Here is a 21100-nt window from a genome sequence, read left to right on the forward strand (position 1 = left end):
CTGCATCCGATGTGTTTGGTGTACCGGCTGAAGAGGTAGACTCCAATATGCGACGCTCTGCCAAGGCGGTCAACTTTGGGATTGTTTACGGGATTAGCGACTATGGTCTATCGCAAAATTTGAATATTACGCGGAAGGAAGCAGCTCGCTTTATCGATCAGTATTTCGACGTGTTCCAAGGTGTGCGTCGTTACATGGATGATATCGTGAAGGATGCGAAGAGAGATGGATACGTAAAAACGCTGCTGGAGCGCAGACGATATTTGCCAGAGATTAACGCTAGCAATTTCAACCAGCGCTCGTTCGCCGAGCGTACTGCGATGAATACGCCGATTCAAGGAACCGCAGCCGATATTATCAAGTTGGCCATGGTGCAGATGGATGCAGCGCTGCGTGAACGCAATCTTCGCAGCCGTATGCTGCTGCAAGTGCATGATGAGCTTGTATTCGAGGTTCCGCCAGAGGAAATGGAAACGATGAAAGAACTTGTCCCGGCTACCATGGAGGCTGCATTAAAGCTGGCTGTGCCGCTTAAAGCGGAGGTAAGCTATGGCAGCAATTGGTATGAGGCCAAGTAAGATATTTCAATAAGCACTTAGTCCCAATTTGACGTTGCTTCCGTTATAATATAGGGTGAGGTGAAGACATCATGCCGGAATTACCGGAAGTAGAAACTATTAAACGAACACTAAACGAGCTTATCGTAGATAAACATATAGATCATGTAACCGTAAATTTGCCGCGTATTATCCAACGTCCTGATGATATCAACGCTTTTGCAATGGAATTGGCTGGCCACCGGATTACGGGAGTGGAAAGACGCGGTAAGTTTCTGCGGATTTTGCTGGACGGGCTGGTGCTTGTCTCCCATCTTCGGATGGAAGGACGCTATGGATTGTATTCACAAGATGATCCTGTAGAAAAGCATACCCATGTCATCTTTCATTTTAAAGATGGTACAGAACTGCGCTATCAGGATGTACGCCAGTTTGGCACGATGCACCTATTTCCGGCAGGCCAGGATTTGCTGGAAAAGCCGCTGAACAAGCTCGGTTTGGAACCCATGGACGAGGCTTTTACACCTGAAATGCTGCGTGCTGCTGTTGGCACTCGTTCGACCTCGATCAAGGCTGCGCTGTTAAACCAGTCATATGTGGTAGGCATCGGGAATATTTATGTAGATGAATCGTTATTTAAGGCAGGAATTCATCCTGCACAGCCAGCCAAAAGCCTAACGGAGAGTCAATTTAATGTACTGCATGAAGCTATTGTCTCCACGTTGGGCGCGTCGATTCAGGTTGGCGGCTCGTCTATCAAATCATTCGTTAATGGACAAGGTAAAACAGGCGACTTCCAGCACCAATTGCAAATCTATGGACGTAACGCGAAGCCTTGTATTAACTGTGGTACATTGATCGAAAAATCCGTCGTAGCCGGACGTGGCACACATCATTGCCCGATCTGCCAGCCTTTGCGCTAAACAGGCATAGTCACCCCAAGCCCATCCCTCTCATATATTGTACCAAGTACCAATACTGCGATGGGAGTCAGCTGCTGTAAGGCTCAGCCTTCGCAATGGGAGGGAATTGGAGTGGCTAATCATTGGGGAGCCCTGCTGTTATTAGCATTTGCGCTAAGTTTGGACAGTTTCGGAGTCGGTGTTACATATGGTCTGCGCAAAATGAAAATTCCATTGTTGTCGATTGCGATCATCTCCGTTTGTTCAGGTTTGGTGATCGGCATATCTATGCAGCTCGGTGAATTACTATCCCGTGTCCTGTCTCCTGTATATACGACTGCTTTCGGTGCTGTTATTCTGATCTGCATCGGCTGCTACTCTTTAATTCAGGCTCTGTATCGCAAGGAAGATTTGACGGAAGAAGCAGCGGAAGTCCCTGGGAATCTGCGCTTTAGGGAACAGGCTGATCCAGGGAATATATCTGCTCTTGCGGGGAAAAAAAGTGCTGAGGATGCGGATACAGAGTCTATACTCAGCTCTGGAAAAGGCCTATCGACAGAAACTTCTCTGGAGCTACAGCAGGAGGAGCGAACGTTATTTTCGCTGGAGTTCCGCAAATGGGGACTTGTGATTCGGATTCTTCGAAGCCCGTCTGCAGCGGATATGGACCGTTCCGGCAGTATATCTGCAACCGAAGCGGTTTGGCTAGGTATTGCATTATCGGTCGATGCGTTTGGAGCGGGACTAGGTGCAGCCATGCTTGGTTTTCACCCTCTATATACTGCGCTGGCAATTACGTTGTTCAGTGGTGTATTTTTGATTGCTGGTATGAAGGCAGGGTTTTTCCTGTCAGCATTTCGATTTATGAAGGCGCTCGGTGTATTGCCGGCATTATTATTGATTATGATGGGCATATTGAAGCTGTTATGAGGTGAAAAGCATGAATATCGGATTAACCGGAGGGATCGCTACCGGAAAAAGCACCGTATCGGCTCTTTTGGTCGCTAAGGGTGCGCTGCTGATCGACGCAGATGTCATTGCCCGGGAAGTCATGCTTCCGGGGCATCCGGTGCTGGCGGCGGTCATACAGCATTTTGGACAAGCAATAGTGAATAATGACGGAACCCTGCACCGCAAAAAGCTGGGAGAGATTGTATTCGGAGACCCTGTGCAGCGACAGGCACTTAACGATATTACACATCCTGCGATTCGTGAGGAAATGCGTCTGCGCATGGAAGCTTATGAACGGGAGCAGCCGGACAAGCTTGTTTTGGCCGATATCCCGTTAATGTATGAATCTGGACTGGAGAACCTGTACGAGGAAATTATGGTTGTATATGTTCCGCGTGATGTCCAGCTCAGGCGCCTGATGCTCAGAGATGGTTTAACAGAAGAGCAGGCCGAACTTCGCTTGTCGGCACAAATGGATATCGAGCAGAAAAAAAGTTTGGCTGATATTGTTATTGACAATAGCGGAACACAGGCTGAGACAAAGCGGCAAATTGATCAGTTTTGGCAACGAAAGGGACTTGCATGAACATTTTACGTAAGAAAAGAGTCCTGCTGACATTGTTTGTCGGATTTGTCCTGATTCTGTTCCTCAATTCCAATTGGATGTCATGGTTTTACCCGATTCAATATAAGGATGAGATTCGGCAGTATTCACAGACATATGAAGTGGACCCGTTTTTGGTGGCGTCTATTATCCGCGTAGAAACAAACTTTAAAACCAGCAAACAGTCACACAAGGGTGCGCTCGGGCTTATGCAGATTATGCCAAATACCGCTAATTGGATCATGGACAGTGCCCAGATTCAAAAGGTGCCGCTGGAAAGTGTCAAACACGAGCCTGGCACCAACATTGAGCTGGGAACCTGGTATTTGCATAGCCTGTCTATGAAGTTTCAGGATAATCCTGTGGTCATCATAGCTGCTTATAATGCCGGTCCAGGTAAAGTTCAGGAATGGCTAGATCAGGGAGTGTGGGATGGCAAAGAAGAGTCCATCAAGCAAATCCCTTTTGGTGAGACGCGGCATTATGTACAGCGAGTCATCTACTACTACAGGCAATATACAAAAATTTATGGCCAGTTTTAGGTGACAAGTTAATGACAATATGAACCTTTTCGCATTAAAATGAAAAAAAGCGCAGGACAGGCTGTTTTTAGCAGCCTATCCCTACACTTTTTCGTATTACTTCTGCATTATTACCGAGATTATTGATATTGACCTGCCAATTGTTGTTCGGCGATCGTTACGAGGCGTTTGGTGATGTAGCCCCCGATCGAACCGTTCTCATAGGAAGTCATGTTACCTTGGTATCCATCTTGAGGAATGCTGATACCCAGCTCTTGAGCGATTTCATATTTCATTTGCTCCAGAGCACCGGAGGATCTGCTGACTACCAGGTTGTTGGAGTTGCCATTGTTTCCTTGTGCCATTGTTGTTCACCTCCTCGCGACGTGGTAAACATATTATGATCCGTTTCGACAAAATTATTACTTAAAAGCTTCGGGAATTTATTGGAAAAAGGAAGTGATGAGATTATGAAATGTCCGTATTGTGCTTACAATGGCACGAAAGTGTTGGATTCGCGTCCAGCAAATGATAACAAGTCCATCCGACGCCGTCGTGAATGCGAACAGTGTGCCAGGCGCTTTACCACCTTTGAGATGGTGGAAGAGACTCCACTGATGGTCATCAAAAAAGATGGTAGCCGTGAAGAGTTTAGCCGTGATAAAATGCTGCGTGGTCTCATTCGAGCCTGTGAGAAGCGTCCAGTATCTGTTGAGCAGCTCGATCTGATCGTATCCCAGGTGGAAAACGCCATCCGCAACACAGCGGCCACAGAGGTGGATAGCCAGCAGATCGGTGAGCTGGTCATGGAACAACTCTATCCTGTGGATGAAGTCGCCTACGTTCGCTTTGCGTCCGTCTATCGGCAATTCAAAGACATCAATATGTTTATGAAGGAGCTGAAAACACTGTTATCCAAAGATACAGACAGCGACTGATCGCTGACTGTATCTTTTAGGGCATGGTGAGAAAAAAATATATTTTTTTTATAAAACTATTGACACAGGGTCAAATATTTTATATGATATAGGAGTCGCTTGAAACGTTAAATAACTTGCTTGTGACGGGGCCTTAGCTCAGCTGGGAGAGCGCATCGCTGGCAGCGATGAGGTCAGGGGTTCGATCCCCCTAGGCTCCACCAAATTTTATTATGGACTCTTAGCTCAGTTGGTAGAGCAGTTGACTCTTAATCAATTGGTCCAGGGTTCGAGTCCCTGAGAGTCCATCCTTTAGAAAAAACGGCAGAGATGCCGTTTTTTTGTTGTTTATATATCTATTTTTGGTCTAACCGAGAATAGATATGGGTGAATGGGCGATTTGCTCATTCATCATAGAATGGTCGGCTTCCGGGATATGAATGACAGACAGCAGCTCTGAAGGGATCTTTTTGCGATATACTTGCTCGGTGTCTTTTACATCTACGTTAATATCTTTTCCCGCTAAAACTAAAAGTACAGGTGAATTAAGGTAGCTTAATTCTTCAGTAGAATAAGAACGAAAATTTTTGCCTATAAAGCTCCATCTTTCTGTGGGGATGATATCGTCAGGATCGGCTATCCCTAGGTATTCTTCATAGTAAGCCTGATTTTCATCTGTGTATAACGGATACAGGATAGATAATTGGAATAACTTCACTATAAACCTTAGGTCAGACCTAAGGTCAATAGAAAATATCCGCAGAGTTTACCTCTCGTTCATAACCCGTTATAATCATAAGATTAGTGAGCATAAACCAAATGTTCAGGATGAAGGTTAGAATGGGGAAATTATGTTGAAGACATTTAAGAAGGTATACATTGAGATCACAAGCATTTGCAATCTCGCCTGCAGTTTTTGCCCTCAGACACAACGGGTCAAAAAATTTATTGATCCGGAAGTCTTTCGGAATGTGCTTGATCAGGTCAAGCCGCATACGGATTACATTTATCTGCATGTCAAAGGAGAGCCTTTGCTCCATCCCAAAATTGACCTTTTGCTGGAGAGTGCGCATGAGAAAGGCTTAAAGGTCAACATTACGACCAATGGTACTTTGCTGCCGAAAACTGGGCATAAGCTGCTTGGTCAGCCGGCGTTACGGCAGATGAATTTTTCTCTTCATAGTTTTGATGGACATGAAGGTTCTGTGGATCGAGAAGGTTATTTGGGTCATATTTTCACGTTTGTCAGAGAAGCTGTGAAGCATAATGTCATTATTTCATTCCGTCTCTGGAACCTGACTCAAGATAATTTGACAAATGTGCAGCGTCAGCGCAATCGGGAGACACTGGAACAATTGGAGCAAGAGTTTGGACTGGACTATCGGATTGAAGAAAAAGTAATTCCGGGCAGTGGAGTTAAAATTGCTCCCAATGTATATTTGAATCAGGATTACGAATTTGAATGGCCTAGCCTGAGTGCTCCGGAAGATGACGGAAAAGGTTTTTGCCATGCGCTTCGTAGTCAGGCGGCGGTATTGGTGGACGGAACAGTGGTCCCTTGCTGTCTGGATGGAGAAGGCGTCATTAATTTAGGTAATGTACATGAGCAATCATTTTCTGAGATCGTGGAAGGTGAGCGTGCAAATCGTCTGTACTTTGGATTCTCCAAAAGAGAAGCAGTGGAAGAGTTGTGCCGAAAATGCGGGTATCGCAAACGGTTTGGGACCTAATCATAGAGGTGGAACTTCAAGCGACAACAGCATAGATTTCAAGAGAAATAGCCCTAGTCCTTTTATAGGGCTTTTTCTTATGTTTGAACAGGGGCTGAGCGCTACAGAATCAGTGAAATTTTTGACAAGCAGAGAAGAAGCTGAGCGATAGATGTCACATAGAAAAAATCCGCTTACACAAAGATTCCTAAGTGCTTGGCGGATTTTGTCATGTCTATATCTCTATTTCTCTGTATGTTTTGGTAAACCGTTGAAATTCAGATTTCTGACTATCGTAATAATCAGCTCTCGTCCAAAAAATAATTTGAGAGAATGAGTCGGTATGTTCCAAAAAGGTGATTAAATACATAATTTTTACTTTATCGTTCTCTACCCATACTTCGTATTGTAAACCTTTTCCAGCCCTTTTGAGTACTAATTGAGCTGAAAACTCAGCGTAATCTTTTGATGTAATCATTGAGGATTTCTCATACGGCAGTTCGGATTTCCAATCCTTGATGATCGCCATGTATGCATCGTTTTTTTCATACCAGGCTTGAATTAGCGCATCCGGGTTAAGAATTAAACCAGTCTTCCATACATAAGGAAGACGGATTTGTTGCTGGGCATCTTCACTTTTAAAAGTTTTCAAAATAGTTGTCGAGCGAAGGTCTGGCTTAACTTGTGAGTCGCTTAATATTTTCAAGGAGCTGGCTATAGTTGCAAATTCGTGATGTTTTTCTACTGCAAGAGCCTCCCCTTGAATAGATTAATACTTGAAAGTAGTGCTGTTTACTCTCTAACATGGCACTGAAGTAATAGACCTGTTGGCCATGGAATTTCCCACTATAATCGGCTGTTCTGGCTGTTGTGGAATCAATCTAGATTGGAGTAGTTTCCACAGCCTTAAAGTCTTCAAGGCCCAGTGTGGAGGCTTCTTCGCGTTGCTGTACAAATTCATCAAGCGTCGTATTACTTGCATAGGCTGCCTTGGGAATACGGAAAACTAGACCTACATTCTTATTTCCTTTGTCAGCAACACTTAGCACTGCGTCCAGTTGTCCCTGTTTAAATTTGCGCCAGCCAGCAGGGATTGTAAGAGCCACAAGATCCTTTTCCGAGGTAACCGTATGAGCCTGTGACTGTGTGATGGGTAGGACAGTCCGACTTTTTTTATCTACACCCGTTGTATTACGAGTCGCATTGCCTACACTAGAATGTGTTTGGGCTGTAGTTGCTGGATTTTTAGAGGTGCAACTGGTAAGCATGAGCACTGCGATCAGTGCAAGAACATAAAATCGAAAATACACAAAACTGAATTGTATGTAAATAACTCCCTCTGTTTCATATTTATAAAGGGAATTTTAACCTTTTATAAAATCATAAAGAAGAAGCGTTTGTCCTGTTTGCATAGCTCAGGGCTTATGGTTGTTGTCACGGTGATGAAGAGGAGTCTTACGATTATTTCTTTTTGTCCAAGCTTCTTTGGGCCCGGCTGACTATTCGCCTCGTTTCCTTGGTGTCCGAAGTTTTCAGCCATGCATTACAAACTTGAAGCACCCATTCGGGGGTAGTTTTGCTGGCATCATTCAGCCAATTGCCCACGGAATCCTGAACATATTTGACCGGATCAGACTGAACAGCCTCCAAGAGAGGAAGGGCCAGCTCGGGATGTGTTTTTAACTCCGGGATGTGTTTGGCCCAAACGCCTTGTGGCCGGGTTATTTCAATGGCAAAACGACGTATGTTAGCATCCTCATCTCGTACCCAACTGTGCAACAGGGCAAGCCCTTCAAGCAGTTGCAAGGAGATGGATTCCCTCACAGCCATCCAGGCAATTTCACGTACTCCGAAATGGGAATCTGCTGCAAAGGGACGAATGCCAGCCAGTTTGTCTTCTACACTTAAATGGGGATCAATCCCCACGATATAGGCAGCCCAGCAGCGAATACTGTCTGAACGATGAGTACTCATCGCGTCAAAGAGTCGAGTGCGTTCTTGAGGTGCTTGTAGTTTCAATAGGTTCAGCCATGCTCGCGCAATGGCAGGGATTATTTTCATCGTCTTCTTTTCCTTCAAATGATCCAACTCGGACAGGAAAACATCGGATAATTGTTGCAAGTCAAGTTCAGTAAGAGCATAGTGCAGCAGTACAACATGATCAATTGCCAGCCATTCGGTGAGATTCACTGTCTCAAGCTGACCCTGTTGCAGTAGCAAAAGCACATCCTTAGGGATATCTGTTCCTTTGCGAGCTCCTTTGCGTTGTAATATCGAATCTGGCATTAGGATCGGACTTTTAGAGTCCATATACTTCCTCCTTTTTTGTGTCTTTATGTATTCATGATGATTTTATAGAGCGTAGAATCTGTAGTACCTCTGCAGGCTCCATTCGTTTTTGGTAGTCAGCATCAGCAAATCTTGCACGAATCATACCTTCTGAATCAATGACAAATGTAGCAGGTACAGGAAGCTCCCAAGCGTTGTCGCCATTAAATGTATCCAAGGATATGCCTAATGATCTGTAAATTTCATGTGCATATTCAGGAAGTCTAAATTTGAGGTTGTATTTTTCTGCTGTTTGATTATGCATATCACTTAGTACATGAAAGCTCAATTCATTTTTTTGCTGCATGTTTATTGATTTCGCGAATCGTTTTCTCAAATGTATCGAGTATCTCTTGGGGTAGCATTTTTTTCATATCAGTTCTGGCTGAATCCAGTTCATTTTGCAATCTTGAATTGTTCATCTCATTCACTCCATATCGTATATTTTTGGGTAGGTATACGATACTTCTTTTCTTTGGAATATAGATGTAATGTAGTTTACAACTGCTGCATTTGCTTTATAGGTCCCATACATTTCTAGCATCAGACAATAGTTTTTCACGATGGATATAAATGGTTTTAAAGCCGGTTCTAATGACTTTTTCTTTGACTAATTCCTGAAGAGCAGCTGTTACGGCTTCACGGGTGGCCCCGACCAGATTGGCAATTTCTTGATGGGAGAGAGGAAAATTGATTTTGTAATATTCATCATGGCTTTGGAGGACGAACTGATCGGACAATTTCAGCAGAACATACACAATTTTATCCTGTAAATTCCCCAAAGCCAGATGCTGGGCTAAGCTGCTCATTCCTGAGATTCTGTCACTTAATACCTGGATCATGTTCATCATAAACCGGGGATGCTGGATTAAAAAATGCTCAAATCGGTCTGTGTCCATCAAGCAGATATCGCATTCTTCTACCGTCTCTATATACAAGTCCCGTGTCCCCAGCGAAATCATGTCCATTTCACCGAATACATTTCCCTCACTGAGAATATCCAAAGTGAACTGCTTCCCATCAGCATTCAGCTTGTAAAGTCGCACCTTTCCCCTTTTCACAAAATAAAGTCCCATGGAGAAAGTATCCGGGGTTTGAATAAATGTATTTTTTGGTATAGTCGTAATGGAGGTCATTTGATCCATTTCAATTAAATCTTCTGGTGAGAGACTATGTAGCAAATTAAATTGGGATAAGTATTGAATGCTATTCATATATTCTCCTTTTCGGTGCATGGAGTACGCAGAAACATAATACAATTATAGCTTCTGTAAGGCATTTTAACCTCTATTACTTATTTAGTTGCAGTAGGTGATTAGATGAATTATGGGGAATCAGGTGGATTTTTGTAAAGGCAGCAATGGTATAAAATATATAAATAATAGATACATAGAATAGTGAGGGAATACGATGATCCAATTAAAAGATATTGGCAAATTTGAAGCTCTTCCAGAGATCGCAATGCATATTGTAGAAGGTAATATATCGGCTTTGCACCAAGCGTTGACCGAAGGCTGGGATATCGAACAAGAAATTAAACTCCGCAAAAATATAACGCTAAGTCCCTTAGACCTTGCGCTTATTTCACAGCGAATGGACGTGTTAAAGCTTTTGGTGGAAAAAGGGGTTCAACTCAATGCAAAAGATCGCCCCGCATTTTTAACAGCTGTTCGGTACTGCTCAGAAGAAATTGTCCGCTATGTGGTGTCCCATGGGGCCAAGCTGGACGGAAAAAATAAAGTCAAATCCGGTGCTTATGAGCAAGCCTATTATGGCAATAAAAAGAATATCCCGCTGATTCACGAACTTGGCCTCGATATAAAGCAGCATGGGGGAGCAACGCTGCGCAACGCAGTTAGTAACCATGACCGGAAAACTGTAGCACTACTGTTGGAGCATGGTGCAGATATTAATTACAATGCCTCTGATATGGTGTATCCCTATAAAGCGACTCCTTTAACTGTAGCAGCACGAAATAATGATTTCGCGATGGTGAAGTACCTGGTAGAGCATGGGGCTGACGTGACACTGGCAGAAAAAGGTGGAGATCGGGCATATACGATTGCTGTTAGCAATAAGAACGTGGCAATGGCAGAATATCTAAAGTCTGCGGAACCGCCAGCGTTTCATAATCTGGAGAATAAACAACATGCTTTAAAAAGCTACAAGCTCCCGAAGGATCTTACAGCCTTTCTAATGGGAGACCAGCGCCGTGTAGACCTGCCAGAAAATGATTTAGGCATCCAATTTGTTGAGTTCTTCTCTTTCGTTGATACGGTTGAGATGAAGGTAGGTCGGCAAAAGCTGTTGCGTTTGTCTCTAGAAGTAGATAACTATTCGGATATCCTTTTGGTGTGGAACCCCAAGCACAAGTGTCTGGGCTATTACGATGAGGAGCATCAGGAATATGCGGATGTATGCAGCTTTGCTGAGTTCTTTGCGCAGCCGGAAGATTATCTGGAGAAGATGATTGAGGGTGAATATTTATCATAACAAGGAGAGCCATGAATGCGGTATGCACGCAGTCATGGCTCTTGTTATTAAAAGAAGGCGCAAGTGTACACCGGTATCCCATGCTTATCAAGAATGATCGCGAATAAGCTGGATGAAATTCTGGGTAGCCGCTGACAGTGGCTCATTTTTGCGAGTACAAATAGCGATTGAATTGAGAAGCTGGACATCCTCCACATATACCCGACATAGCTCACCGCGTTCTACATATTCACGCACGACCAGTGAGGACACAAAGTTTGCACCATAACCGGCAATCACTGCGGTAATCGCCTCATGCAGCCCTGTGAAGTTAAGTGTGACTTTGGGGGCAGGGGCATTGTAGGTTCGACATAAGGAAAACAATCTCTCTCGTGTCGAGCTTCCCTTCTCACGCATAACAAAGGGCTCCTGCATCATTTCCAATAATGAAACCTGCTGATTCGCATACCGATGATCCGGCGCTACTACAAACCATAGCTCATCACGAAATAATTCTTCGGTCTGAATCGTATCGGAGTACTGCTCAGGCAGTCCTCCATAGATCGCCAAATCTACTTCGATATTCAATAGTTGCTGCAAGGCATCATTGGAGTTCGTGGTATGAATCGTCATTTCAACATGTTCATATTGCTGTTTGAATTTTGCGATCCAGGCCGGAATGAGGAAATGAGCTGGTAAATAAGTAGCAGCCAGCCGAATATGACCATGGTCTCCGTCACGATAATCCTGCGAAAATTGTTCGATTTGCTGCTCGACAGCAAAAAGCCGTTTGGCGAGAACAGCAAGCTTTTCACCAGCATCGGTCAAAGCAATTCCTCTTCCCAGCGGCATGAGCAGAGTGAGGGATATTTCTCTTTCGAATTTTTTAATCTGGGCTGTTATCGCAGGTTGGCTAATATTTAATAGCTCAGAGGCACATGTCACACTCCCTGTAGAGGCGACCACGTGAAATAAGCGTAATGCATGCAGGTTCAAGGCCGGACTCCTTTCTGACAACTCATATATTTAAATTATGAATAGAGCAAAAACATATATTATTTTTATAATAGTAATTCATTTACAATCAAATTGTAAGTTAAAGCCAAAGGAGAGTGGAGCAAATGCATTCAACGAATACGTGGGAACAAGTAGATCAGTATATCTCGAAGCGTCTTATTCCGCATGATGCTGTCTTGGAAAAGGTATTGGTTACTAACCAACAGGCAGGATTACCTCCGCATGATGTGTCGCCTAATCAGGGAAAGCTATTAAATATCTTAGCTCAAATGCAAGGCGCACGACGTGTGTTGGAGATTGGTACCTTGGGAGGCTACAGTACAATCTGGCTGGGTAGGGCGTTGCCGACAGATGGAAAAATAGTTACGCTGGAAGCCCATCCGGTTCATGCTAAAATCGCTCGGTCGAATATATCGTTGGCTCAGTTGGATAGAATGGTGGAACTTCGAGAGGGAGACGCATTGGAGCAGTTGACACAAATGAAGGAGGAGGGCGTTGCACCTTTTGATCTCATTTTTATTGATGCGGATAAACCCAATAATCCATTATATCTGGAGTGGGCACTTCGTTTTTCACGTTCTGGCACCGTTATTATCGGGGACAATGTTGTCCGTGAAGGGGAGATCATTCAAGCTTACAGCACAGATCCTCGTGTGCAGGGCGTAAGAAAGTTTTATGATTTGCTGGCTGAGGAATCGAGAATTACAGCTACAGCCATTCAGACCGTGGGGAGCAAGGGATATGATGGTTTCGTTATTGGAATCGTTAAGGACTGAGTGTCAGGGACGTTAAACGTCCAAAGAGCTAAACACTGAGGAAGAAGTCCTGGTGTTTAGCTCTTTTCTAACTGAATAAGGCTGGGACGAATGGCACGTAGAATGGTAAAATAGTGCTGATTGAAGTGTCAGAACGTTTTTGAATGTTTACTGCTGAATTTCCATGTAAGAAGAATGAATTTACATAAAAGCAGATGAAATTTCTTTGAAATGTAAACGCAATCATGCTGATTAGAGCAGGAATTCACCATTTTGTAAAAAAATGAAGTTGGAATGAATTTTTTTGAATCTTTTTGAAGAAAAATGATTGTTTTTTGCTAGGTTTGTGGTACGATAAGAACAGTTGGGGGAATGAAGATGCTGACGGAAGAAAGATACAAGTTAATAATACAGCGCTTACAAGAGCGTGGTGTTGTAAAGTTGCAGGAATTGGCTGATCTCTTGGGAGCTTCTGAGTCAACAATTCGGCGTGATTTGATAGATCTTGAAGGCCGTCAGTTGTTAAAGCGGATTCATGGAGGGGCAACCTTGCTGAATCAGAAAAGTCAGGAACCCGGCATGGAAGAAAAAACGTTCAAAAACGTTCAACAAAAAAACGCAGTCGCCCGTATGGCAGCTAAAGAAATTTTAGATGGTGAATGTATCTATCTGGATGCGGGAACAACAACGATGGCGATGATTCCTTACATTGAGGCTAAAGACGTGACGGTCGTGACAAACGGTCTCTCCCACGTAGAAGCACTGGTAAGCAAACGAATTAGAAGCTATCTACTGGGAGGGATGATGAAAATTCATACCAAAGCCGTAATCGGGAGTATTGCCCTACAGAATCTGGACAATTTTCGATTCGACAAGTGCTTTCTGGGAACGAACGGGGTAGATGTGGAAATGGGGTATACGACTCCTGATCCAGAAGAGGCGCTGATCAAGCGGCGTGCTCATCAGCTGTCCGGCAAAACATATGTATTGGCCGACTCCAGCAAAATTGGAGAAGTCACGTTCGCCAAACTATTCGATCTCAAGGAAGCTATCCTTATTACTGAATCGGTGCCAGAACGTTCACGCCGAACTATAGCTCAGAAAACTAAGATAATCGAGGGATAACAATGATATATACAGTAACACTGAACCCTTCCATTGATTATATCGTGGAAGTCGACGATTTGAAGCTCGGTGATTTGAACCGGATGAAACGTGATCTAAAACTGCCAGGAGGCAAGGGAATTAACGTATCACGTATATTGAACCAACTGGGAGCAGACAGCACGGCGATTGGTTTTCTCGGAGGTTTCACAGGCAGGTTTATCGACGATACATTGCGGGAAGAATCCATTAAAACTGATTTTGTAATGATCGAAGATGATACACGGATCAACATTAAGCTCAAGCATGGTGATGAAACAGAAATTAACGGTTTGGGACCTGCGATTCGTGAGCAAGAGGCCGATGCATTGGTACACAAGCTGGCGGGTCTCCAAAAGAATGACATTGTCGTCCTGTCGGGAAGTATCCCGCCATCCCTTGGAGGAGACTTCTACGAACGATTGATTCGCGTATGTCAGGACACCGGGGCTGAATTCGTCATCGACACCACAGGTGAAGCGCTGATGAAGGCTTTGGTTCATAAGCCGTTGCTCATTAAGCCCAATCATCATGAGCTGGCTGAGTTGTTTGGCGTAACTATTCATTCAGAGGAGGAGATCGTCACTTACGGTCGTAAACTGCTGGAAGCAGGTGCAAAAAATGTACTCATTTCCATGGCAGGAGAAGGAGCTTTGTTCATTACGGCTGATGAAGTGTATCACGCAAATGTACCAGCAGGAACGGTGAAAAATTCTGTAGGCGCAGGTGACTCTATGATTGCTGGATTTGTAGGTACGCTGGCTCTTCATGGCGATCCGATCGAAGCCTTCCGCGCGGGAGTGGCTTCCGGAAGCGCAACTGCGTTCTCCGATGATCTGGCTACGAGAGAGAAAATTGAACAATTACGGCCGCAAGTCACAATTTCAAAACGGTAATCCGGCTGCATCATGAGCTTATTATGCGTGTGTATACACGCTGACCGAACTTAGGAGAGTGTGAACAATGAGAATAACAGACCTGATGATTAAAGAAACGATGATCATGGACCTGCAGGCGACGACAAAGGACGGAGCGATTGAGGAACTCATCGCCAGTCTCGAAGCAAGCGGACGTATTAATGACCGGGCCTTGTTCAAAGAAATGATTTACAAACGCGAAGCCGAGTCCAGCACTGGAATCGGCGGTGGTATCGCGATGCCGCATGCCAAGACCAAAGCTGTGAATGAAGCGACCGTTGTTTTTGCCAAAAGCAGTAAAGGTGTAGAATTCGAATCGTTGGACGGCGAGCCAGCGAAAGTATTCTTTATGATTGCAGCTCCAGAGGGAGCAGCGAATACGCATCTTCGCACACTGGCTGCTCTTTCGCGTTTGCTCATTGATACCGATTTCATCGACAAACTGATGAACACGCAAACACCAGATGAAGTAACAGAGCTATTTGATACCAAACAGGCGGAAGAAGAAGCTGCTAAGAAAGCCAAAGAGGCCAAGAAAGAGGCAGCCAAAGCACAGCAAACACCGGAGGTAATCGTTGGCAACCCGGATTCTGACGAGTTTGTGGTTGCGGTGACCGCTTGTCCTACGGGGATTGCGCACACGTTTATGGCTGAAGACGCTCTCATTAAGAAAGCGAAAGAGATGGGTGTCAATATCCGGGTAGAAACGAACGGCTCGGAAGGCGCACAAAACGTGCTGACAGCGGATGAAATTCGCCGTGCCAAAGGTGTCATTGTTGCAGCTGACAAGAAGGTTGAAATGGCCAGATTTGACGGTAAACCTGTATTGCAAAGACCGGTAAGTGACGGTATCCGTAAATCTGAAGAATTGATTCGCAAAGCGCTGAACGGTGATGCGCCAATTTACCGTAGTGAAGGCAAAGGCAGCGCTGAAGACTCGAAAGCCGAGAAGACCAGCGTGGGCAGTAAAATTTATAAGGATTTAATGAACGGGATTTCTCATATGTTGCCATTCGTTGTCGGTGGGGGGATTTTGTTAGCGATTTCCTTCTTGATTGAACAAGTGGCAGGAGAAGATAATGTATTTTTCCAACTGCTGCAAACGATTGGCGGAGGGACAGGTGCATTCCACTTCCTGATTCCAATACTGGCCGGATTTATCGCAATGAGTATTGGAGACCGTCCGGCACTGATGCCAGGTATGGTCGGTGGTTTGATGGCTGTAAACTCCAATGCAGGCTTCCTCGGCGGTCTGGCAGCTGGTTTCATGGCCGGTTATGTAGTTATCTTCCTGCGTAAAGCTCTGGCGGGTCTGCCGAAAGCTCTGGATGGTTTAAAACCGATCTTGTTATACCCTGTATTTGGACTCCTAATTTCAGGCGCTATTATGTTCTACCTGTTTGATCCGATTTTCGGTGGTATTAATACGTGGCTTGTCAATGTTTTAAACAATTTGGGAACAGGTAATGCAGTTATTTTGGGTCTGATTCTGGGCGGAATGATGTCGATCGATATGGGTGGACCTTTCAACAAAGCAGCTTACGCATTTTCGATCGGTGTCTTTACTTCCAGCGGTAACACAAACGGGGCTATGATGGCAGCTGTTATGGCTGGCGGTATGGTACCACCACTGGCGATTGCACTGGCTTCGACGTTCTTCAAGAATAAGTTTACTGAGCAAGAGCGCAAGTCTGGCTTAACAAACTATGTACTTGGATTGTCCTTCATTACAGAAGGAGCCATTCCATTCGCGGCAGCTGACCCTCTGCGTGTCCTGACCTCTTGTATTGTAGGTTCAGCGATCGCTGGTGGTCTGACGCAACTCTGGAAAATCAATCTTCCAGCTCCACATGGCGGGATTTTTGTAGCAGCTCTTGCCAATCATGCGTTGCTATTCTTGCTTGCAGTGGCGATTGGCGCCGTGATTTCTGCGCTCATTTTGGGACTGTGGAAAAAACCAGTCGAAGCGAAATAACGAGCATCACCATAGCATCAACAGAGTATCAAAATAAAAAGAGGAGCACATCTCCTCGGCCTTTCAAATAGTAAAGCCGCTAAACACAGATTTCTGAGTGTTTAGCGGCTTTTTCTTTATGGTAAGGCGTCGCCTCTGCCCATATAAGCTTATTAGTGTTTATGCATTGCTATAACCTACAAAGCTCCTTAACCAACTCCATAAACAGCCTTCTGGCCGAAGTCAGGTATTGGGGTTGCTGATTGTTTTGTAACAGTCCAATGGGGATATTCGGGTCAGTTAACTGGAGGGGGATGGTGACCAGTTCCTCCGGCAAAGGCATTGACGACAGAACCACTCCAACCGAAGGGATCGTACTTACGAATGAGGGGATAGACGAGATTTGACTGACGGTATAAAAAAATGGCATCGACCGGAAGCGGGAAAGCTCTTTCTCCAGCCGTATATGGTACAAGCAGTTCTTACCTCCAACGATAAGCGGGTACTCATACAGATCTTCGAGCTGAAGCCCATTTTTTGCCGCGAAGGGATGACTGCGGGACACGATAAAAGCAATTTGTTCGTGATATAAAGGTTCAAAATGTAAGGATGGTACCGAGTGAGGTTCCCCGGAAATTGCAAAATCGAGTGTGCCGTCCACCAAAGCTTTTGAGAGCGTATCCGTGTTCCCCACTGTAAAATGGCACGTAATATTCGGTTTATGCTCCCGAAATTGTCGTAGAATCAAAGGCATTGCTGTAGTAGCCACAGTTTCAATCACGCCGATATGGAGCGTACCAATCTCCTCTTTTTTCAGCGACTTCGCCTGGTCCATTACAAAATTCCAATGCTGAATAAGTCCGTCAACCTCTTCGGCATATATTTTTCCTGAGGAGGTTAATTCCGCATCCCAGCCTCTTTTAAAAAGCTGAAATCCCAGCTCTTTCTCCAGCCTTTGGATTTGGTTCGTGACTGTAGATTGTGCGTAGTTTAATTTGGCGGCAGCTTTCGAGAAGGTTCCTTCTTCAATAATAGTACGAAACGTAGTTAACTCTTTCAGATCCATGCGAACTCATCTCCATCGATAAAGTAAAATATATTTATGATTATTTTCAATTATACAGATGAAGATGAAGGGAGTACAATCATCTTATCCCAACGGATAGGAGAGAATGAATATGCCCTTTGTAAGAGTAGGCTACATGGAACAGCAATACACCGAGCAAGAGCTGCCTGGCATTAGCCGCTGTATCATGAATGCTTTGATCGAACATTTTCAGGTCCCGCCCAAGGATTACTTTCAGGTTTTTCATGCCCATAGGCCGAGCGAGTTTTATTATAGTCCCGATTATTTGAACGTACCCAGAACAGACAAGCTGCTGTACATCCAAATTACGATGGGATCGGGTAGAACTACCGAACAAAAAAAGAGTTTTTACCAAAGGTTAGCCGAGTTCATCTCTATTGAATGTAAAGTTAGACCGGAGGATGTATTTGTGACACTGATAGAGACTGAATTAGAGGATTGGTCCTTTGGCAACGGACTTGCCCAAATGATCTTATGAAGCATAAATTAATCAAATCGAGTGTTCGGGAAACGATCGGTGATTTTGCACCTGCTTTTGTAAGCTATACGGAGGATGTTCTTTTTGGCGATGTATGGAGGAGAAGTGAGCTATCTCTCAGAGAACGGAGTCTCATTACAGTTGCCGCTCTGGTAGCGGGTGAGCATGTGAATCAACTTCCTTATCATCTGAACCTGGCCAAGGAAAACGGGATTTCGGAGGAAGAACTGGTTGAGGTCATTACGCAGCTAGCTTTTTACGTAGGATGGCCGCGGGCAGCCTCAGCTATTCAGGTTGCCAAAGATGTATTTTGTAGAGAGAAAGACTTTTAAGCATGAACTTAAAAAAACGCTGAGCACTAGAGACGGGACTGACCCCTTAATGTGAGACAAATCAAAATACCTCCAAGAGAATGCAACCATGTCGTAAGACATGGAGACAACCTTGGGGGTATTTTTATTCCCTTTTTCAGGAGCATGGGTATGTATTATATAATAGAAGAAACACAAACGGAAAGGACATCAAGCATTGACCTTACAACAATTAAAATATGTCATCGAGGTTGCCAATCGTGGCTCCATGAATGAGGCGGCGAAGCGGTTGTTCATTTCCCAGCCCAGTCTGTCCAACGCGATTCGCGATCTGGAGGAAGAAATTCATATTACCATTTTTGAACGTACCAATAAAGGTATCTCTTTATCCAAGGAAGGCGTGGAATTCCTCGGTTATGCGCGTCAGGTCGTTGAACAGGCGGAGCTGCTGGAAAGTCGCTACCTGGATGCCAAGCCCTCACCACAGCATTTTGCTGTGTCCACGCAGCATTATGCTTTTGCCGTAAATGCATTCGTAAATCTGGTGAATCAATATGGACAGGATGAATATGAGCTGGCTTTGCGGGAGACCAAAACCCATGAAATCATACAGGATGTCAAAAGTCTACGTAGTGAGATCGGAATCCTGTATCTGAACGAATTTAATGCCAAGGTCATCAACAAGCTGCTAAAAGATGCAAATCTGCAATTCAACAGCCTGTTTACGGCCAAGCCGCATATTTTTATCAGTGCCAATAATCCGCTATCCCGGCAGTCTATCGTGACCATCGACCAGCTTCATCCTTATCCATATCTGTCCTTTGAACAAGGGGAATACAATTCCTTTCACTTTTCCGAGGAAATTCTAAGCACGTTATCGCATCCCAAAAGCATTCGCGTCAATGACCGGGCAACCCTTTTTAATCTGCTTATTGGCTTGAACGGCTATACCATTTCTACTGGAGTGATCAGTGCGGATCTGAACGGTAACGAAATTATTTCCGTCCCTCTGGAATGTGATGAGTCTATTAATGTGGGCTGGATTTGCCATAAAAATGTTGCGCTCTCCAAGCTGGCTACGGTCTATGTAGAAGCCCTGCATGAGGCGATAGGAGAACAATAAGTTTGATATAGCCTTAGGCTATAACTAGCTATAGTTTATTGGAGTTACCTTATAGCTGAAAATGTATGTTATCTTTCTTACAACAACTTCACTACTGAAGCGAAAAAGGAGATAACCCTAATGAGCAGCATCCTTGACAATGCATCCCAACGTAAAGTGACCCCTTTTAGACATGATATGGTCGGCAGCTTTTTGCGCCCGCAAGCGATCAAAGACGCCAGAATTCAATTTCAAAATAATGAAATCTCTGCGGACGAGCTGAGAAAGATTGAAGATGAAGAAATTATCAAGCTGGTAGAAAAGCAAAAATCCGTAGGACTTCAAGCCGTAACGGACGGAGAATTCAGACGCTCTTGGTGGCATCTTGATTTTATGTGGGGACTGGACGGCGTGGAAAAGGTACAGCTTGCAAATGGCTACCAATTCCAAGGGGTGGAAACAAGAGCGGAAACCGCACGTTTGTCTGGTAAAATTGGACATTCCCATCATCCTTTTATTGAAGATTTCAAATTTTTGAAACAAGTCGCAGGTGAGGATGCTATCGCCCGCCAAACCATTCCCGCACCTGCGCAGTTCCTGGCTGAGCTGTTGCGTGGAGAAAATAAAGAAACAACCGATACGTATTATAGCAATCTGGATGAACTGGTAACGGACATCGCCAAAGCCTACAAATCTGTGATCCAAGCGCTGTATAATGAAGGCTGCCGTAGCTTGCAACTGGATGATTGCACATGGGGTATGCTCTGTGATAAAAACTACTGGGAAGCCAGACAGCATGCGGGTGAAAATGTGGAAGATACCAAGAAGCTGTTCGCTCGCGTGAATCAGGAAACGGTAAAGGATCTTCCAGCCGATTTGGTCGTTACAACCCACGTATGCCGTGGTAACTACCATTCCACTTGGGCATCTTCTGGCGGTTATGAGCCTGTAGCCGAAACCCTGTTTGGCATCGACAACATCGACGGCTACTATCTCGAATTCGATACCGATCGTGCAGGTGATTTCACCCCGCTTAAACATCTGAAAGATGAAAAACAGGTTGTATTAGGCCTCGTTTCCTCCAAAACGGGTGAGCTGGAAGACAAGCAGACAGTCATCAACCGTATTAAGGAAGCAACTCAATTCGTAGACATCAACCATATCTGCCTCAGCCCACAATGCGGCTTTGCTTCCACAGAAGAAGGCAATATTCTGACCGAAGAGCAGCAGTGGAAAAAGCTAGCATTCATTAAAGAGATTGCGGACGAGATTTGGAAATAAGGGTTTAGGGAAATTAAATTGGAGAGACTTGTAATATTAAAACACGCCACTTGGGGGCGTGTTTTTGTATTTGAAAACCTACCTCCAGCACCTA

Annotated in this window: 26 protein-coding genes and 2 tRNA genes; 18 read left to right on the top strand and 10 right to left on the bottom strand. The window is 44.5% G+C overall.

All coding sequences use genetic code 11. The annotated features are described in order from the left end of the window. The 5 genes from AC5V8P_RS10435 to AC5V8P_RS10455 form a co-directional block, all read left to right on the top strand. A partial coding sequence (locus AC5V8P_RS10435; protein ID WP_495473627.1) for a DNA polymerase occupies window positions 1–578 on the top strand: 578 nt, incomplete at its 5' end. A 71-nt stretch (window positions 579–649) separates the two neighbouring features. Then, window positions 650–1480, top strand: a complete 831-nt coding sequence (gene mutM, locus AC5V8P_RS10440) for a DNA-formamidopyrimidine glycosylase (RefSeq protein WP_063213103.1) — start codon at window positions 650–652, stop codon at window positions 1478–1480. Between the two features lie 111 nt (window positions 1481–1591). Next, window positions 1592–2389 (top strand): MntP/YtaF family protein, encoded by a 798-nt coding sequence (locus AC5V8P_RS10445; RefSeq protein WP_064796216.1) that lies wholly within the window; start codon window positions 1592–1594, stop codon window positions 2387–2389. A 10-nt stretch (window positions 2390–2399) separates the two neighbouring features. Beyond that, window positions 2400–2996 (top strand): dephospho-CoA kinase, encoded by a 597-nt coding sequence (coaE, locus tag AC5V8P_RS10450; RefSeq protein ID WP_064796215.1) that lies wholly within the window; start codon window positions 2400–2402, stop codon window positions 2994–2996. Then, window positions 2993–3556, top strand: coding sequence for a lytic transglycosylase domain-containing protein (locus AC5V8P_RS10455; RefSeq protein WP_063213100.1), 564 nt, complete (start codon window positions 2993–2995; stop codon window positions 3554–3556). Before coaE ends, AC5V8P_RS10455 begins: the two co-directional genes overlap by 4 nt. A gap of 119 nt (window positions 3557–3675) precedes the next feature. On the opposite strand, the gene AC5V8P_RS10460 is transcribed toward AC5V8P_RS10455, so the two are convergent. Continuing rightward, window positions 3676–3900 carry an alpha/beta-type small acid-soluble spore protein gene (locus AC5V8P_RS10460; RefSeq protein WP_013309613.1) on the bottom strand — a complete coding sequence of 75 codons (225 nt, stop codon included), beginning with the start codon at window positions 3898–3900 and terminating at the stop codon, window positions 3676–3678. Window positions 3901–4005: 105 nt separating this feature from the next. Here AC5V8P_RS10460 and nrdR point away from each other — a divergent pair, with 105 nt between their 5' ends. The 3 genes from nrdR (at window position 4006) to AC5V8P_RS10475 (ending at window position 4760) form a co-directional block, all read left to right on the top strand. After that, complete coding sequence (nrdR, locus tag AC5V8P_RS10465; RefSeq protein ID WP_013370366.1) at window positions 4006–4473, top strand: transcriptional regulator NrdR; 468 nt, start codon at window positions 4006–4008, stop codon at window positions 4471–4473. A 127-nt stretch (window positions 4474–4600) separates the two neighbouring features. Further along, a tRNA-Ala gene (locus AC5V8P_RS10470) sits at window positions 4601–4676 on the top strand. Between the two features lie 11 nt (window positions 4677–4687). Continuing rightward, a tRNA-Lys gene (locus tag AC5V8P_RS10475) sits at window positions 4688–4760 on the top strand. A 59-nt stretch (window positions 4761–4819) separates the two neighbouring features. Here the strand turns inward: AC5V8P_RS10475 and AC5V8P_RS10480 are convergent. After that, window positions 4820–5170, bottom strand: a complete 351-nt coding sequence (locus AC5V8P_RS10480; protein ID WP_064796214.1) for an alpha/beta fold hydrolase — start codon at window positions 5168–5170, stop codon at window positions 4820–4822. Between the two features lie 133 nt (window positions 5171–5303). Between AC5V8P_RS10480 and AC5V8P_RS10485 the strand changes: the two genes are divergently transcribed. Beyond that, entirely contained in the window at window positions 5304–6182 is an 879-nt protein-coding gene (locus AC5V8P_RS10485) for a radical SAM/SPASM domain-containing protein (protein WP_064796213.1), read from the top strand. 214 nt (window positions 6183–6396) lie between these two features. On the opposite strand, the gene AC5V8P_RS10490 is transcribed toward AC5V8P_RS10485, so the two are convergent. From AC5V8P_RS10490 to AC5V8P_RS10515, 6 genes are all read right to left on the bottom strand, one after another. Beyond that, on the bottom strand, window positions 6397–6867 hold the full coding sequence (locus AC5V8P_RS10490; RefSeq protein ID WP_231116787.1) for a hypothetical protein: 471 nt from the start codon (window positions 6865–6867) through the stop codon (window positions 6397–6399). Between the two features lie 175 nt (window positions 6868–7042). Further along, window positions 7043–7471: a hypothetical protein gene (locus AC5V8P_RS10495; RefSeq protein ID WP_231116786.1), complete on the bottom strand. Its 429-nt coding sequence runs from the start codon at window positions 7469–7471 to the stop codon at window positions 7043–7045. Window positions 7472–7622: 151 nt separating this feature from the next. Beyond that, a complete protein-coding gene (locus AC5V8P_RS10500; protein WP_081276765.1) occupies window positions 7623–8435 on the bottom strand; it encodes a DNA alkylation repair protein in 813 nt (270 codons plus the stop codon). A 67-nt stretch (window positions 8436–8502) separates the two neighbouring features. Continuing rightward, window positions 8503–8796 (bottom strand): redoxin domain-containing protein, encoded by a 294-nt coding sequence (locus tag AC5V8P_RS10505; protein ID WP_064796212.1) that lies wholly within the window; start codon window positions 8794–8796, stop codon window positions 8503–8505. Next, on the bottom strand, window positions 8780–8911 hold the full coding sequence (locus AC5V8P_RS10510) for a hypothetical protein (RefSeq protein ID WP_269203187.1): 132 nt from the start codon (window positions 8909–8911) through the stop codon (window positions 8780–8782). The genes AC5V8P_RS10505 and AC5V8P_RS10510 overlap by 17 nt, the downstream gene beginning before the upstream one ends. A gap of 96 nt (window positions 8912–9007) precedes the next feature. Continuing rightward, on the bottom strand, window positions 9008–9703 hold the full coding sequence (locus AC5V8P_RS10515; protein WP_064796211.1) for a Crp/Fnr family transcriptional regulator: 696 nt from the start codon (window positions 9701–9703) through the stop codon (window positions 9008–9010). Window positions 9704–9899: 196 nt separating this feature from the next. Between AC5V8P_RS10515 and AC5V8P_RS10520 the strand changes: the two genes are divergently transcribed. After that, window positions 9900–10982: an ankyrin repeat domain-containing protein gene (locus AC5V8P_RS10520; protein WP_064796210.1), complete on the top strand. Its 1083-nt coding sequence runs from the start codon at window positions 9900–9902 to the stop codon at window positions 10980–10982. 87 nt (window positions 10983–11069) lie between these two features. On the opposite strand, the gene AC5V8P_RS10525 is transcribed toward AC5V8P_RS10520, so the two are convergent. Further along, window positions 11070–11957: a LysR family transcriptional regulator gene (locus AC5V8P_RS10525; protein ID WP_064796209.1), complete on the bottom strand. Its 888-nt coding sequence runs from the start codon at window positions 11955–11957 to the stop codon at window positions 11070–11072. Between the two features lie 125 nt (window positions 11958–12082). On the opposite strand from AC5V8P_RS10525, the gene AC5V8P_RS10530 reads away from it, so the two are divergent. From AC5V8P_RS10530 to AC5V8P_RS10545, 4 genes are all read left to right on the top strand, one after another. After that, a complete protein-coding gene (locus AC5V8P_RS10530; protein WP_063213092.1) occupies window positions 12083–12754 on the top strand; it encodes an O-methyltransferase in 672 nt (223 codons plus the stop codon). Window positions 12755–13111: 357 nt separating this feature from the next. Further along, window positions 13112–13858 carry a DeoR/GlpR family DNA-binding transcription regulator gene (locus AC5V8P_RS10535; protein WP_063213091.1) on the top strand — a complete coding sequence of 249 codons (747 nt, stop codon included), beginning with the start codon at window positions 13112–13114 and terminating at the stop codon, window positions 13856–13858. A gap of 2 nt (window positions 13859–13860) precedes the next feature. Beyond that, complete coding sequence (pfkB, locus tag AC5V8P_RS10540) at window positions 13861–14772, top strand: 1-phosphofructokinase (RefSeq protein WP_063213090.1); 912 nt, start codon at window positions 13861–13863, stop codon at window positions 14770–14772. Window positions 14773–14839: 67 nt separating this feature from the next. Next, entirely contained in the window at window positions 14840–16768 is a 1929-nt protein-coding gene (locus tag AC5V8P_RS10545; RefSeq protein ID WP_064796208.1) for a PTS fructose transporter subunit IIABC, read from the top strand. 169 nt (window positions 16769–16937) lie between these two features. On the opposite strand, the gene AC5V8P_RS10550 is transcribed toward AC5V8P_RS10545, so the two are convergent. Next, the gene (locus AC5V8P_RS10550; protein WP_064796207.1) at window positions 16938–17813 is read right to left on the bottom strand and encodes a LysR family transcriptional regulator; all 876 of its coding nucleotides are present in this window, start codon (window positions 17811–17813) and stop codon (window positions 16938–16940) included. 112 nt (window positions 17814–17925) lie between these two features. Between AC5V8P_RS10550 and AC5V8P_RS10555 the strand changes: the two genes are divergently transcribed. The 4 genes from AC5V8P_RS10555 to AC5V8P_RS10570 all read left to right on the top strand — a co-directional run bounded on the left by AC5V8P_RS10555 (window position 17926) and on the right by AC5V8P_RS10570 (window position 21006). Beyond that, window positions 17926–18312 carry a tautomerase family protein gene (locus tag AC5V8P_RS10555; RefSeq protein WP_064796206.1) on the top strand — a complete coding sequence of 129 codons (387 nt, stop codon included), beginning with the start codon at window positions 17926–17928 and terminating at the stop codon, window positions 18310–18312. Then, window positions 18309–18644: a carboxymuconolactone decarboxylase family protein gene (locus AC5V8P_RS10560; protein WP_064796205.1), complete on the top strand. Its 336-nt coding sequence runs from the start codon at window positions 18309–18311 to the stop codon at window positions 18642–18644. The genes AC5V8P_RS10555 and AC5V8P_RS10560 overlap by 4 nt, the downstream gene beginning before the upstream one ends. A gap of 196 nt (window positions 18645–18840) precedes the next feature. Next, on the top strand, window positions 18841–19746 hold the full coding sequence (locus AC5V8P_RS10565) for a LysR family transcriptional regulator (protein ID WP_064796204.1): 906 nt from the start codon (window positions 18841–18843) through the stop codon (window positions 19744–19746). A 120-nt stretch (window positions 19747–19866) separates the two neighbouring features. Continuing rightward, complete coding sequence (locus tag AC5V8P_RS10570; RefSeq protein WP_064796203.1) at window positions 19867–21006, top strand: 5-methyltetrahydropteroyltriglutamate--homocysteine S-methyltransferase; 1140 nt, start codon at window positions 19867–19869, stop codon at window positions 21004–21006. Window positions 21007–21100 lie beyond the last annotated feature (94 nt).

The sequence above is a fragment of the Paenibacillus sp. N119s genome, from assembly GCF_059447605.1.